This window comes from Halomonas almeriensis (assembly GCF_030409235.1).
Taxonomy (GTDB): Bacteria; Pseudomonadota; Gammaproteobacteria; order Pseudomonadales; family Halomonadaceae; genus Halomonas; species Halomonas almeriensis.
The window spans coordinates 149544-164141 of the sequence record NZ_JAUFPO010000005.1; the positions used below are offsets into that span (position 1 = coordinate 149544).

The 14598-nt window shown below is 65.1% G+C and carries 13 protein-coding genes; 9 read left to right on the forward strand and 4 right to left on the reverse strand.

The genetic code is table 11. The annotated features are described in order from the left end of the window. Window positions 1-53: 53 nt before the first annotated feature. Window positions 54-665: a 5-formyltetrahydrofolate cyclo-ligase gene (locus QWY74_RS03155; protein WP_264826016.1), complete on the forward strand. Its 612-nt coding sequence runs from the start codon at window positions 54-56 to the stop codon at window positions 663-665. Window positions 666-1164: 499 nt separating this feature from the next. Here the strand turns inward: QWY74_RS03155 and ilvA are convergent, their stop codons facing one another. Continuing rightward, on the reverse strand, window positions 1165-2679 hold the full coding sequence (gene ilvA / locus QWY74_RS03160; protein WP_290313708.1) for a threonine ammonia-lyase, biosynthetic: 1515 nt from the start codon (window positions 2677-2679) through the stop codon (window positions 1165-1167). Between the two features lie 224 nt (window positions 2680-2903). Here ilvA and rpiA point away from each other — a divergent pair, with 224 nt between their 5' ends. Then, a complete protein-coding gene (gene rpiA / locus QWY74_RS03165; protein ID WP_264826018.1) occupies window positions 2904-3575 on the forward strand; it encodes a ribose-5-phosphate isomerase RpiA in 672 nt (223 codons plus the stop codon). A 65-nt stretch (window positions 3576-3640) separates the two neighbouring features. On the opposite strand, the gene waaA is transcribed toward rpiA, so the two are convergent. The 3 genes from waaA to QWY74_RS03180 are packed head-to-tail and all read right to left on the reverse strand — an operon-like array spanning window position 3641 to window position 7459. Beyond that, window positions 3641-4942 (reverse strand): lipid IV(A) 3-deoxy-D-manno-octulosonic acid transferase, encoded by a 1302-nt coding sequence (waaA, locus tag QWY74_RS03170; protein WP_290313709.1) that lies wholly within the window; start codon window positions 4940-4942, stop codon window positions 3641-3643. Further along, window positions 4942-6372, reverse strand: coding sequence for a bifunctional D-glycero-beta-D-manno-heptose-7-phosphate kinase/D-glycero-beta-D-manno-heptose 1-phosphate adenylyltransferase HldE (gene hldE / locus QWY74_RS03175; protein WP_264826020.1), 1431 nt, complete (start codon window positions 6370-6372; stop codon window positions 4942-4944). The genes waaA and hldE overlap by 1 nt, the downstream gene beginning before the upstream one ends. Then, window positions 6362-7459 (reverse strand): glycosyltransferase family 9 protein, encoded by a 1098-nt coding sequence (locus QWY74_RS03180; protein WP_290313710.1) that lies wholly within the window; start codon window positions 7457-7459, stop codon window positions 6362-6364. Before QWY74_RS03180 ends, hldE begins: the two co-directional genes overlap by 11 nt. Here QWY74_RS03180 and QWY74_RS03185 point away from each other — a divergent pair. From QWY74_RS03185 to QWY74_RS03215, 7 genes are all read left to right on the forward strand, one after another. Next, on the forward strand, window positions 7458-8165 hold the full coding sequence (locus QWY74_RS03185) for a 3-deoxy-D-manno-octulosonic acid kinase (protein ID WP_290313711.1): 708 nt from the start codon (window positions 7458-7460) through the stop codon (window positions 8163-8165). The two genes, QWY74_RS03180 and QWY74_RS03185, sit on opposite strands and share 2 nt — an antisense overlap. Window positions 8166-8286: 121 nt before the next feature. After that, window positions 8287-8880, forward strand: a complete 594-nt coding sequence (locus tag QWY74_RS03190; protein ID WP_290313712.1) for a hypothetical protein — start codon at window positions 8287-8289, stop codon at window positions 8878-8880. Further along, complete coding sequence (locus tag QWY74_RS03195; RefSeq protein WP_290313713.1) at window positions 8877-10028, forward strand: glycosyltransferase; 1152 nt, start codon at window positions 8877-8879, stop codon at window positions 10026-10028. The genes QWY74_RS03190 and QWY74_RS03195 overlap by 4 nt, the downstream gene beginning before the upstream one ends. Beyond that, entirely contained in the window at window positions 10025-10807 is a 783-nt protein-coding gene (locus QWY74_RS03200) for a glycosyltransferase family 2 protein (protein ID WP_264826026.1), read from the forward strand. The genes QWY74_RS03195 and QWY74_RS03200 overlap by 4 nt, the downstream gene beginning before the upstream one ends. Before the next feature lie 3 nt (window positions 10808-10810). Beyond that, window positions 10811-11857: a glycosyltransferase family 4 protein gene (locus tag QWY74_RS03205; RefSeq protein WP_290313714.1), complete on the forward strand. Its 1047-nt coding sequence runs from the start codon at window positions 10811-10813 to the stop codon at window positions 11855-11857. Beyond that, window positions 11854-12846, forward strand: a complete 993-nt coding sequence (locus QWY74_RS03210; RefSeq protein WP_290313715.1) for a glycosyl transferase family 90 — start codon at window positions 11854-11856, stop codon at window positions 12844-12846. Before QWY74_RS03205 ends, QWY74_RS03210 begins: the two co-directional genes overlap by 4 nt. An 84-nt stretch (window positions 12847-12930) precedes the next feature. Further along, a complete protein-coding gene (locus QWY74_RS03215) occupies window positions 12931-14562 on the forward strand; it encodes a sulfatase-like hydrolase/transferase (protein ID WP_264826031.1) in 1632 nt (543 codons plus the stop codon). Window positions 14563-14598 lie beyond the last annotated feature (36 nt).

Below are 14598 nucleotides of genomic sequence, written 5' to 3' on the forward strand. Positions count from 1 at the left end.
GGAAAGGCGGACACAATCGCCGAGCATAGTGACGCACCAGGCACACGGAGCCTATGCCGGACACCACGCTTCCCACGACCCGCCGCGAGTTGCGACGCGAACTGCGCCGACGCCGGCGTGCCCTCGAGCCTCGCGCCCAACGACGCGCCGCCCAACAACTGAGCCAACGGCTTCGGCACTTGCCGGAGGTGTGGCGTGCCCGACGCCTTGCCCTGTATCTGCCCAATGACGGGGAAATCGACCCCTGCGGCCTGCTGCCATGGTTGAACCAGCGTGGCGCCCGGGCCTATCTGCCCGTACTGCGCCCCCTGGCAAACAACCGCCTATGGTTCGTGCATTATCATGCCGACACGCCCATGGTGACCAACCGCTTTGGTATCCCGGAACCGGACACTCGCTACGCGGCGCACCCGGCGCACCGCCAGCCGGCCTGGACACTGGATGTCATCCTCCTGCCGCTGGTCGGCTTCGATGACCAGGGCCAGCGCATGGGCATGGGCGGTGGTTTCTATGATCGCACCCTGGCCTTTACCCGCCGGCCCGGCCCGCGCCCCAGCCTGATCGGAGTCGCCCACGACTGTCAGCGGGTCGAGCGCCTGCCGGCCGCTCCCTGGGATGTGCCTCTCGACGCCATTGTCAGCGACCAGCAGCTGCTGCGCCCCTGATCCGACCCCATCACGAAAAGGACGGCCCATGCCCGAGCACCGACCGTCCTGTCAGAGTCTTGATCCTGGCCCGGCAAGTTGACGGCCAATGCAGCACTCAGTTGCCGGCTAGGGCCTGGGCGTAACCGGTAATCACCACGGCAACCGCGAACAGGGCGACCAGTACCATGACCAGGTCAGGCTTGCGCTTCATTCTCCACTCCTTGCGTCGACTGACGATCTTTCGAGGCAGCGCCCGTTGCCCGCCAACCGCTTGAGTAGAACGCACGATCCGGCGGAAACATTGCGTTACATTGCGGCGAAAATCGGCGAAGAGGTCGCGAACCACGCCAACCGGCACGGGCTGCCAATCGGCTGCGAGAGTAGCCGATACGTGCGGTGATGACAATGGCCGCGTGGCGCCGGGACGCCGATGCAACGAGGGGGTGGGGTGATTCGGGTGCGGGGGCTCGAGCACAGGGCGTGAGTGAGTGCTCACTCTCGCCCTGGAGGCGTCTCATCAAGCCATAAAGAGGCGATAGGCCGGATTGTCGCTTTCCTTCCAGTAGCGATAGCCGATGTCGTCGAAGTAGCCCTCGACATGCGTCAGATCGCCATTGGGCACCTGCATGCCGACCAGCACTCGACCATAGGCCGCCCCGTGATTGCGGTAATGAAACAGCGAGATATTCCAGTCCTGTGGCAGGTGGGTCAGAAAATTCATCAATGCCCCCGGACGCTCGGGGAACTCGAAGCGATAGACTTCCTCCTCGAAGTGTTCCTGGGGCCGCCCCCCGCCGAGATGGCGGATGTGCAGCTTGGCCAGTTCATTGTCGGTGAGGTCTTCCACGGTATAGCCCGCCCCCTGCAGCTTGTCGATCACCGCCTGGCGGTCCTCGCCGCCGGGCTTGACCTGAACGCCGACAAAGATGTGCGCGGACTCAGGGTCGGCATATCGATAGCTGAACTCGGTGACCATGCGCTTGCCGATGGTCCGGCAGAACTTCTTGAAGCTGCCGGGCCGCTCGGGAATGGTCACCGCCAGGATGGCCTCGCGCTGTTCGCCGAGCTCGGTGCGCTCGGCGATGTGCTGAAGCCGGTCGAAATTGGTGTTGGCCCCAGAGTTGATGCACACCAGGGTTTCGCCGCTGGCCCCGGTGGTCTGGATGTACTTCTTGAGACCGGCCAGCGACAGCGCGCCGGAAGTTTCCGAGACGGCGCGGGTCTCCTCGAAGATATCCTTGACCGCCGCGCACATTTCGTCGGTGTTGACGGTGATCACCTCATCGATGAGGTCACGCATCAAGGCGAAGGGGGCTTCACCGATCTGCGACACGGCCACGCCCTCGGCGAACACGCCGACCTGATCCAGATTCACCCGCTCGCCGCACTCCAGCGCCGCCTTGAGACAGGCACTGTCTTCCGACTCGACCCCGATGACCTTAATATCTGGGCGCAGGTACTTCACGTAGGCGGCGATGCCGGCAATCAGGCCACCGCCGCCCACCGGCACAAAGATCGCATCCAGTGGACCGGCCTGCTGCCGCAGAATCTCCATGCCCACGGTCCCTTGGCCGGCAATCACATCCGGGTCATCGAAGGGCGGGATATAGGTATAGCCGTGCTCCTGGATCAGCTCCTGGGCATGGGCTGCCGCCTCGGCAAAGGCATCGCCCTTGAGCACGACCCTGGCACCACGTGCCCGCACGGCCTGCACCTTGATCTCCGGGGTAATGCGCGGCATCACGATCACCGCCTTGACCCCCATCAGCTTGGCCGCCATGGCCAGGCCCTGGGCATGGTTACCCGCCGAGGCAGCAATCACGCCCTTGGCCTTCTGCTCGTCGGTCAGCTGGGCCATGCGGTTGTAGGCGCCGCGAATCTTGAAAGAGTAAACCGGCTGCAGGTCCTCGCGCTTGATCAGGATCTGATTGTTGAACCGACGGGACAGAAAGGGGGCGGGTGAAATCGGCGTTTCACGGGCCGCTTCATAGACCCGGGCCTGAAGGATTTTCTTGACGGTATCTTCGAGCATCCTGATATCCCAATGGGGTAGCGCATGAAAACTGCAAGCGCCGGACCAGCGCCGCACGATCATCTCGACAAATGAGTGGATCAGGGGCCACCGGAAACGCCGGCAGCCCCCTGCAAAATCAACCTTTATTGGTAGCATCCCGGCTGCCATGGCGTCCAGCATGACACCCGGTTATCGCCTATAATGGCGCCGCACCAGTCACCTTACCCCTTGCGAGCATGATCATGACCCAGGACGACCTCAAGGACGCCGTGGCCGCTGCGGCCATTGACGAGATCCGCCCGCTGCTCGGGCAGCAGACTGTCATCGGCGTCGGCACCGGCTCTACCGCCAACCGATTCATCGACCGGCTGGCCGCCCTGCGCGGAGACTTTCGCGGCGCCGTGGCCAGCTCCGAAGCCACTGCACAGCGCCTGCGCGAGCACGGCATCGATGTCTTCGAACTCAACGAGACCGGCACGCTGCCTGTCTATGTCGACGGCGCAGACGAAGTGAACACTCACTTTCATATGATCAAGGGGGGCGGCGCGGCGCTGACCCGCGAGAAGATCGTGGCCGCCTGCTCGGCGCGTTTCGTGTGCATCGCGGATGCCTCCAAGCGTGTCCAACGCCTGGGGGATTTCCCACTGCCCGTCGAGGTGATCCCTATGGCGCGCTCCTATGTGGCCAGGGAGCTGGTCAAGCTGGGGGCCGACCCGGTCTACCGCGAGGGTGTGGTGACCGACAACGGCAACCAGATCCTCGACTGCTACGAATTCATGATCGATGACCCGGTCGCCATGGAAGCCCGCCTCAACGCCATCGTGGGAGTCGTGACCAATGGCCTGTTCGCGGCAAGAGGCGCGGATGTGCTGTTGCTGGGCAATGACCAGGGAGTGGAGCGCACGACGCCCTGAGCCGACGGGCCGATGCCGGCTGGGCACCCCCAGCACTCGGTTCGACTACCCAACAAAGTAAGCGCTTACTTCGTGGCTAACAGGCCTTTCAAGCCTTCCAGGGTGCCGCGCAGTGCCCCCTGATTGGCGGCCACCACGGCCTGGCCCGCGCGGGCCAGGCGCGCTCGCTCCGGCGCATCCGCCAAAAGACGGCGCAAGGCCTCGGCCAGGCTGTTGCCGTCACTGATCTCGACCAGGGCGGACTGCTCCCGCAGTGTCTCGGCCAGGTCGGCGAAGTTGGCCAGCTCGGGACCGGTCAGCACCGGGACGCCCATGACTGCGGGCTCGAGAAGGTTGTGACCGCCCACCGGCACCAGGCTGCCGCCGACGAAGGCCAGGTCCGCCGCCCCATAGAGAGCACAGAGCTCACCCATGGTATCGCCGAGATAGACCGCGGTGGCCGGCGACGGGGTCTCGCCGAGGGAGCGTCGTGCCCAGGGCATTGACGAGGCCGCGCAGAGCTCGGCAACCGCCTCGAACCGCTGAGGATGGCGTGGCACCAGAATCAGCAGGCTGTCCGGCAGTGTCTCGCGCAGCCTGGCATGGGCTGCCAGCAACGGCTCGTCTTCCCCGGGGTGTGTCGACCCGGCCACCCAGACCGGTCGCTGGCCCAGGTGGGTTCGTAAGCGCTCACTTACGCTGCGAGCTCTCTCATCAATGGCCATATCGAACTTGAGCGAGCCGGTCACCGTGGTCGCGTGCGGCGCCATGCCCAGGGCGCGGAAACGCTCGGCATCCTCGGCTGACTTGGCGCCCAGCCAGTCGACATGCGACAGGGCCTCGGCCATCAGCCGTGACAGGCGGCGGTAGGTCGGGAAGGAACGCGCCGACAGCCGTCCGTTGACGACGGCCACGGGCACCTCATGACGCGCGCAGGAAGCCAGCAGGTTGGGCCACAGCTCGGTTTCGAAGAAGATCGCCAGGGCCGGCTGCAAGCGCGTCACGAAGCGCTGGGCGGAACCCGCGAAGTCCAGAGGTAAAAAGTGATGACTCACTTCGCCGCCAGCCTCTTCCTGACGGAGCTGTTCGGCCAGGGCCAGGGCCCGTTCGGCACCGGTGGCGGTCATGGTGGTGAGCACCAGGCGGCGTTGCGGATAGTCACGACACAGTGCCACGATCAGCGGTCGCGCCGCCTGTACCTCACCCACCGAGGCACAGTGCAACCAGAGGGGCGGCGTGGTGTCGGTGGTGGCGGCGATCCTGCCAAGCCGTTCCAATCGGCTGCGCCCGGGGAGATGCTCGCGCCACACCCGCCACCACAGCAGCGGCGACAACAGCAACAGAAGCGCGGAATAGACACGCCTGACCCAGGGATGGCCACGCGTCATCAGCGTTCCCGATCGAGAATGGTCGAAATCATGGCGGTGGTGGAAACGCCATCCTCGAAGTCCAGCACCCTAACCTCGCCACCGGCGGCACGCACCGCCTCGCCGCCGGCAATCTGCTCGGGCCGATAATCACCGCCCTTGACCAGCACGTCCGGCAGAACCGCCTCGATCAGGCGTTGCGGCGTATCCTCGCTGAACGGCACCACCCAGTCCACGGCCCCCAGTCCGGCCAGCACCTGCATGCGTCGCGCCAGCGGGTTGATGGGCCGCGAGGGACCCTTGAGGCGCCCGATGGAGGCGTCGTCATTGACCGCCACGATCAGTCGATCACCCAGTTGGCGGGCATGCTCCAGATAGGCCACATGACCGGCATGCAGAATGTCGAAGCAGCCATTGGTCATCACGACGCGTTCGCCGCGGGCCTGAGCCGCGCGCACGGCCTCGACCAGAGGCGCTTCTTGAATGGTGCCGAACTCGGCCAGCTTGTCACCGTGCAGTGCCGTGTAGAGTTCGGCGATGGACAGGGTGGCGGTACCCGGCTTGGCGACCACCAGGCCGGCGGCCAGATTAGCCAGGGTCATCGCCTCGGCAAAGCCGTGTCCTGCCGCCAGGGCCAGGCCCAGTACCCCGATGACGGTATCGCCGGCCCCGGTCACGTCGAACACCTCGCGCGCCCGGGTCGGCAGATGCAGCGGCTCCGCGCCATCGCGGATCAGCGTCATGCCCCGCTCACTGCGCGTGACCAGCAAGGCCTCGAGCCCCAACTCGGTGCGTAGCTGCTCACCCCGCGCCGCCAGGGTGGCATCATCCGGGCAGGGGCCCATCACCGCCTCGAACTCGGCGAGGTTGGGCGTGATCACGCTGGCACCGCGGTAACGGGTGAAGTCGGTGCCCTTGGGGTCGACCAGCACCCGCTTGCCGGCTCGGCGCACACGCTCGATCAGTCCGGCGACGTCACTCAGGGTGCCCTTGCCATAATCCGACAGAATTACCAGGTCCGCCTCGGGCAGGGCGAGCTCCACCTGCTCGTCCAGCCCAAGGGTATCGACCTCGCCCAGTCCCTGCTCGAAGTCCAGACGAATGAGCTGCTGATTGCGGCTCATTACCCTGAGTTTGGTAATCGTTGGGATCCCGGGGCTTCGCGCGAAGTAAGTGCTTACATCGGAATCTTCGAGGCGCCTTATCAGGCGGTCGGCATTGTCATCATCGCCCACCAGGCCGGCCAGGCTGGCCCGGGCGCCCAGCGAGGCCAGGTTGAGCGCCACGTTGGCGGCACCACCGGGGCGGTCCTCGGCGTCCTCGACCCGCACCACCGGCACCGGGGCCTCGGGCGAGATGCGCGAGGTCCCGCCGTGCCAGTAGCGGTCGAGCATGACATCCCCGACGACGAGCAGGCGCGAGCGCTCCAGGGCCGTCAAATCAAGTTTCATCGGCAGGCTCCGTTGTCTGATGAGGCGCGGGCAGCGCCAGCAAGGTCTCGAGACGTTCAACGACCTCATCGCCACGTATCAGTGACATGGCATCCGGATGGCGGACCCGCTGGCCCCAGGACAGTTCGTCGACCGATTTCTGGAGATAGCGCTGCGCGGCGTCGGCATAGCGATCGACCGCATACTCCCGCCACAGGTAGGGGCCGGTGCGATGCACATTGGAGGTCGCGTACAGACCGAGCACGGGAGTACCCAGCGCATTGGCCATGTGTACCGGGCCGGAGTCCGGGGCGATGACCAGGCGGGCACCACGCACCAGGGCTAGCAGGCCCTTCAGCGAGGTACCGCCAATGGCATCGGCCACCAGGCCCGGCTGGCTCAGGGCCGCGATACGCTCGCCCATTTCGCGCTCTTGGGTGCCATGGCCTCCGGTCAGGACGGTTTTCAGGCCATGCTGACTCCAGGCATGTTCGACGACGCTGGCATAGCCCTCGGCGGACCAGTTGCGAAAATTGCGGACACGCAGGCTGCTGCAGGGGCTGATCAGGATATACGGCTCCCCCCCGCTGATGCGTTGTGCTTCCTCGACCGCCGCCTCGGGAACGGGCAGGCCCCATTCCAACGAGAGGTCATCGACTCCCATCAGGCGGGCAAAGTCGAGGAAGGATTCGAGCACGTGCGCCCGAGGGTGCGGCGCCAACTGGCGATGCGTGAACCAGTGCTGGGCATCCTTGGCGTGCGCCTTGTCATAGCCGATGCGCAGGTCGGCCTTGAGGCCCAGCGACAGCACGCTGGCCCGCAGCGCCTGCTGCATGTGCAGCAGGACGTCGAAGCGCGTCTCCGCCAGTTGCCGCCACAGTTCTCGCATGCCGGCCAGGCCCGAGGCCTTGTCATAGACGATGAACTCGACCCCGGAAAGCCCGGCCAGTAAACTGTGCTCGCCCTTGCCGATGATCCAGGTAATGCGCGCCTCGGGCCACTGGCGTTGCAGCGCACGAATCGTCGGCACCAGGTTGCAGACATCACCCAGGGCGGAAAGGCGCAGCACACCAATGTGCTCGGGTCGGGCGGGCAAAGGATGCTTCATGCGATTGGCAACGTTTCGTGTAGGTAAGACTGGCATTCTATATGATGCGAGTAGTTTATGTGACGCCGACGGGACGCCACAAATCACGCCCGAGCTGTTCGACCCGGCGCACTGGCGCCAGCACGACCGGGTGCTGGGTGAAGCGCCGGGACGCGGCGTCAGCCTCTTCTTGAAAGCCGGAAACGAAGCCTGGGTGCTGCGCCCCTATCGGCGCGGCGGCCTCGTCGCCCGCCTCAGCCCGGATCGCTACTTGTGGTCAGGGGCCGAGCGCAGCCGCGCTTTCCGCGAAATGCGCCTGACCGCCCAGCTACATGAACAGGGCCTGCCGGTGCCCCACCCGGTCGCCGCCCGAGTGACCCGCCACGGACTGACCTATGAGGCCGCCCTGATCACCGTGCGTCTGCCCGGTGCCCGCGCCCTGGCCGACTGCCTGGACGAGGCGGACGATGCTCTGCTGCAGCGCGTGGGCCGCACCATCCGGCGCTTTCACGATGCCGGCCTGGATCATGTCGACCTCAACGCCCGCAACCTGCTGGTCGACCCCGAGGCAAACATCTGGCTGATCGACCTGGACCGCTGCCGCCTTCGTCGCCCGGGCAGGTGGCAGCGGGCCAATCTGACGCGTCTGGAACGCTCGCTGCACAAGCAACTGCCCCCGGACATCGCCTCGCACGCCACCCGACAGATTCAGCATGGCTATGGGTGAGTTATCCCTCACCAGATAGCTGAGCTAAACTCTTGAATTCGTTTCAGTATACCCCAGTCGCCGCCTGATGAATGGTTACAATCTTTCCCGGCTTGTCATGTAAAGAGGAAGTTGAGGGCAAATGGATATCGTGTTGTCTGCCGACGAAGCCTATATCGACAAGGCGGCCACCGTGATGGCTTCTGTGGTGTGCCATGCCAGCCGGCCCTCGGAGATCACCTTTCATCTATTGGGTCACGACGTCAGTAAGGCTTCACGGGCCAGGCTGGAAGCCTGGTTTGACAAGCTTCCCGCCAGGCTGAGATTTACCGAGACACAGCACCAGACGACTGAAAAATGGCAGGCATTATCCTTGGAACGTTTCGGCCCGGCTACCATGCAGCCGTACACCTACCCGGCAGTGGATACAAAGGCGGCACACTATGCCGAATGGCGTCAAAAGTTGCTCGAAGCAGCCTCAAAGCCTGCAATGGTGCATTACATGGGCCTCATAAAAACATGGAGTGTTGACAGTCGGCCCCCTTTGACATCGCTGTTTCGTAAATACATGTACTTAACGCTTGGGACGCCAATCCTGGAAGCTGGCCAGTTAAGTTCGTTCAAACGATTACGGCGAAGCTTGCTTCAAGCCCCCAAACCCTGGCGCCGACGCCGTAGCCTCTGGCAACCCCCCAGCCTGATCCTGCCCGTGACCGACCGGGAGGCACGCGGATGAGAACCCTGATCGTCGTGCGCACCCTGAAAGTCGGCGGCATGGAGCGGGTGGCCGTCAACCTCGCCGATGCCTTCGCCGAGGAGGGCCATGACAGCCACCTGATGTATTTCAAGGCTCGCTCCCCGCAGCTCGCACCCCGGGATGTGCGGGTCAGAGTCCATCATTTCCCTCTGTCGCGTGCCGTCTGGACGTCGGGGCTGGGTGGCCCCCTGGAGGTCCTGGCGCGCCTCGCCAACAGCCTGGTGCGCAAGAGTTACTCGCTGATGGCCGGCTGGTGGGCGGGGCGCCTCTTCGCGCGCGAGCTGGCTCGGCTGGAAGACGAGCACGGGCGCTTCGATCGCATCATCTTTCGGGGCATGGGCACCTTCGAGGCGGTCTGGTCCTTTCACGATGCGCGTGCCTGCTATGTGCTGGAGAGCGTCCTGGGGCTGAGTCGCCAGCAGGACCGGCTGGCACACCGCAAAGCACGCGCCCTGTTTGACGACAAGCATCTGGTCTGCGTCTCTTCCGGGGTCGCGGCGCAGGTCGGAGAGAGCCTGAGCCGCCTGGGGGCCACGCCGGCCTCACTGCGCACCATCACCAACCCCTGCCCCATCGACGAGATTCGCAGCGCCGCCACGGAGGCTTCAGCGGCCAGCCACTATCCGCCCTACCTGCTCAATGTGGCCCGCCTCGTGCCGCCGAAGAATCAGCGACGGCTGCTCGAGGCCTATGCCCTGATGCACACCCCCATCCCGCTGGTCATCGTCGGCGAGGGGCGCCTGCGCGTGGAGCTGGAAGCCCTGGCGGCATCGCTGCAGATCGCCGAGCGGGTGCACTTCGTGGGCAATCAGCTCAACCCTTATCCCTGGATGCAACAGGCCCGGCTGTTTGTGCTCAGCTCGGACCACGAGGGCCTGGGCATCGTGCTGTTGGAAGCCCTGGCCTGCGGCACCCCCGTGGTCAGCGTCGACTGTCCCGGCGGGGTGCGGGATATCATGCAGGGTGAGCTGGCCGAGCACCTCTGCGCCATGACCCCCGAGGCCCTGGCCGAGTGCCTGGACCGAACGCTCGCGGCCGACGGCTATGCCATCGACGATGCCTGGCTGAACGCCTTCGCGCCGACCCGGATTGCCTCCCAGTTTCTGCAGGAGCCTGCCGACTCATGATTTCCGCCAATATCATCACCCTCAACGAAGCCGACCATATCGCCGACTGCATCGCCTCGGTGCGCCAGGTCTGCGAGGACGTCGTGGTGGTCGACTCCGGCAGCCAGGACGCCACCGTGGCGATTGCCGAGTCCCTCGGCGCGCGGGTGGTGCACCAGCCCTACCTGGGCGATGGCCTGCAGAAGAACATCGCCCTTGAACATGTCCAGCATGACTGGGTGCTGAGCGTGGATGCCGACGAGCGCCTGACCGTCGAGATGGTGGAGGCGATACGCCGCCTGGACCTGGCCGCTACCCCGCATGACGGCTTCGCCTTCCGCCGCCGCAACATGGTCGGCTCGCGCTGGATACGGGTGTGTGGCTGGTACCCCGACTTTTGCATCCGCCTCTATGACCGTCGACGCGCTCGCTTCGGCGAGGTCAAACAGCATGCCAGTATCGGCGCCAGCAACGTCAGACAGCTCGAGGCCGACCTCTGGCATTATTCCTTTGCCAACCTCGGCGAGCTCTTCACCAAGGCGGCGCGCAATTTCAGCGGTCGCTCTGCCAAGATCATGTATCAGAAGGGCAAGCGCGCCAACGGCTGGTCACCGTTCCTTCACGGGCTGGCCGCTTTTGTTCGCAAGTACTTGTTTCAAAAAGGATTTATGGGCGGGGTCGATGGCCTTTCGGTGGCGCTGAGTGCCAGCCTGAACAGCTATCTGAAATATGCCAAGCTGCTGGAATATCAGCGCGATCCCCAGGTGCTGGCCAATGAAGATTTCAACAAGGTCTGGTGAGTCATGCGGGTAACACACGTCAACCTGGCCCGCGGCTTTCGGGGCGGCGAGCGCCAGACCGAGCTGCTCATCCGCGCGCTGAGCCATGAGGGGCTCGACCAGCAGCTGGTCTGCCGCAGCGACTCGCCGATGCGCGAGCACCTGGCCGAGGTGCCGGGACTCGGCTTCGTCACCGCGGATCATCAGCTGGGCGGGCAATGGCGCGCCGGGCCGGCGGACGTGGTCCATGCCCATGACGCCAAGGCCGTGCACTGGGCCTGGCTGCAGCACCGGCTGCGGGGCACGCCCTACCTGATCACCCGCCGCGTGGACACGCCGGTCAAGGACAGGGCCATCAACCGCCTGTGCTATCGCCGGGCCGCCCGGCGGGTGGCCATCTCACGCCTCATCCAGGCACAGCTGGAAGCACGCCGGTGGGGCGATATCGAGCGCATTCCCAGTGCCCATGCCGAGCTGACCACGGACCCGGCCGCCACCCGGGCCTTTCGCGAGGCCTTTGCGGGCAAGTTCCTGGTGGGCCACGCCGGTGCCCTGGTCGACCGCCACAAGGGCCAGCGGGTGCTCCTCGAGAGCGCTCGACAGTTGGCCACGCAGCGCCCCGAGATCCACTTCGTGCTGCTCGGCGACGGCCCGGATGGCGAAGCGTTGCGCGCGGAATCCGGTGACCTGAGCAATGTGAGCTGGCTGGGCTTCAAGGACAACATTGCCGATTACCTGGCGGGCCTGGATGTGTTCGCCTTCCCCTCGCGCAACGAGGGCCTCGGCTCCGTGCTGCTGGATGTCATGCAGCTCGAGGTGCCGATCATCGCCAGTGACGTGGGCGGCATCCCGGACCTCGTCGAGCACGATGCCACCGGGTTATTGTTCCCCCCCGGGGATGCCGCCGCCCTGGCGGCAGGCCTGCAGCGACTGCGCGACGACCCTGACCTCGGCGTCAGGCTGAGCCGAGCCGCCAGCGAGCGTCTGGCGGGGTACAGTCCACAGGCCATGGGAGAGGCCTATCTGCGTCTTTATCGACAACTCTCAGCACATCAGGAGTCGTTTTCGTGAGCGCCATCCGCTCCAGGCCCCACAAGAACCTGCACAAGGTCAGCATCTATTCGGGGCATGCCGCTCGGCGCCTGATCCCGGCCGTCTGGCTGCGGCATCAGCGTGAACGGCTGCTCGGCCAGTTGCACACCCTGCCGCTGGCCGAGCAGATCGACATCGGCCATCGAGTGCATTATTGCAATCGACTGAGCGCTCCGGTCACGCTACCCGCGACAGCCAGCAGCCTGGCGGACTTCCCCCGGGAGAAGAGCCGCTCCTACCAGCTGGACCTGCAGGATATGCTGCGCTATTTCCCGTCGCACCTGCGCTTCTGTCACCTGTTCGGTGATGTCACCGACATCCCCGAGGTGCCGACCCTGGTCAAGAGTCGCCCGATCGCTGACGACAACCACAACAGCGTGCTGCTCAAGCTCAATCGCGTGCGTCACTACTACCTGCCCCGCGACCGGTTGAGCCATGAACAGAAGAAGCCTCTGGCGGTGTGGCGCGGATCCTGCCACCAGGATCATCGGCGCCGGTTTGTCGAGACCTTCCATGACCACCCGCGCTGCAATATTGCCGATATCCATCCCAATGCCGCCGGCAAGCCCTGGCATGGCGACTTCATGTCGGTGGACGAACAGTTGCAGTATCGCTACATCATCAGCCTGGAAGGCAAGGACGTGGCCACCAACCTGAAGTGGATCATGGCATCCAACTCGCTGTGCCTGATGCGTCGGCCGCGCTACGAGACCTGGTTCATGGAAGGACGCCTCGAGCCCGGCGTTCACTATGTCCCGCTCAAGGACGACTATTCCGACCTGGACGACCAGCTGGCCTACTATGACGCCCACCCGGAAGAAGCCAGGGCCATCATTCGCCGCGCCAACCGCTACGTCGACACCTTCCGGGACCAGGCGCGCGAGCGTCTGATCGGGCTGCTGGTGCTGCACAAGTACTTCGCCGATTCCGGCCAGCTCCCGCCCCTCGACCTGCCCAGCGGCGACTGACACCCGCCGTTTCCCGCCGGGGCCGAGTGTGACAAGCTGGGCGGATAACACGAGTGACCCTGTGCCGCCCCGATGCCACCGCCGATGAAGAAACTGCTCGCTACCCTGCTTGCCACCTGGCAGGGCCCCCGCTGGTGGGCCCTGCTGGTCCTCGGGCTCGCCCTGGGCTATGCCACGGCAACGGTCACCCAGCTATCCCACTGGCTTCTGGTACCCGTCGCAGCCGCCTGGCTGATGATGGCGTACACACTGGGCTGGGGGCTCAGGTCGCCTCATCCGCCGTCGCGTAACTGGCCCTGGTCACTGCTGCCACTGATCCTGTGGGGCATCTATGTCTACCTCGCCGACAGCTTCGGCATCGTCGACCTGGGCGCGGTCTTATTCCATCTGCAGGCCGGTATCAGTGACCATGGCGGCGGAGAGCGAACTCTGGTCGGGCTTGTCTACACCCTGGCCATGCTGCCCATCCTGGTGTCCTTCACCTGGCTGGTGCGCCACGACCGCCGCTGGCGCCTGCTCGAGCGCCTGCTGGCGCTGGTGCTGCTGGCCACCAACCCCTTGCTGTATGGCATCGGCGAGCGAGGCGCGGCGGTCGTCACCGAGGAAGGCGCCTGGTTGAATCAGCGCTATGTGGCGCCGGTGATTCTCGAGGCCCCCAAGGCCCCGCCCAACCTTCTGGTGGTGTATCTGGAAAGTCTCGAGAACACCTATGCCGACCGGCTGCGCTTCGACGATGTCTATGCGCCGCTCGGCCGCTTGGGGGATCAGGGCGTGGTCTTCGAGGGCATCCGCCAGGTTGACAATACCGGCTGGACCATGGCCGGCATGATCGCCAGTCAGTGCGGTGTGCCGCTGATGCCCGCCGGCCTTTTGCACGACAGCCAGCTGGAGCCCCTGGAACGCGTCGTGCCCGGCGTGAACTGCCTGGGTGACCTGCTGGCCGATCAGGGCTATGAGCTGACCTACATGGGCGGTGCCAGCAAGGCCTTTGCCGGCAAGGGGCGCTTCTATGAGGGGCATGGGTTTTCCCGCGTACTGGGACGCGATGACCTCACCCCGCGCCTGCGGTCACCTGACCTCAACAGCTGGGGACTCCATGATGATGACCTCTATGCCTTGGCCGTCGAGGAAATCCGCCGCCTGGACGCCCAACCCGGTCCCTGGGGGCTGGTCAACTTAAGCCTGGCCACCCATCCGCCCTATGGCTACCCGCCCGATGCGTGCCGGCAAAGCCAGGGCGAGTTCAATGGCACCGATATCCTCTACAGCGTGGAGTGCTCGGCCCGCATGGCCCATGACCTGGTCAAGCGCCTGGCCGGTGAAGGCCTGCTCGAGAATACCCTGGTAGCCATCGCCAGTGACCACCTGTCGATGCGTGTCTCGGCCTGGGAAGAACTGACGGCGGGGCCGCGCAGCAATACCTTCATGCTGCTGGGCCATGACCTGCCGCCGCGGCGCATGAAGGTCGAAGCCTCGACCATGGACATTCTGCCCACCATTCTCGAAGCCATGGGCTTCACCATCGACTGGCATCGTGCCGGCCTGGGCGTGTCCCTGCTGTCCGACGAACCCACCCTGCTCGAGGCACATGGGCGCGAGACGCTCAACGAGCAGCTCAAGCGCGAGACCGCGCTTCACGAGCGGCTCTGGCAGGGCCTGGATATCGGCGGCATGGCGCCGGATGAGGTTTCTCTCTCGCCTTCGGAAGACGAATAGCCCGCTGCTGCCTGCCAGGAGTTGCATCGGGCGGCC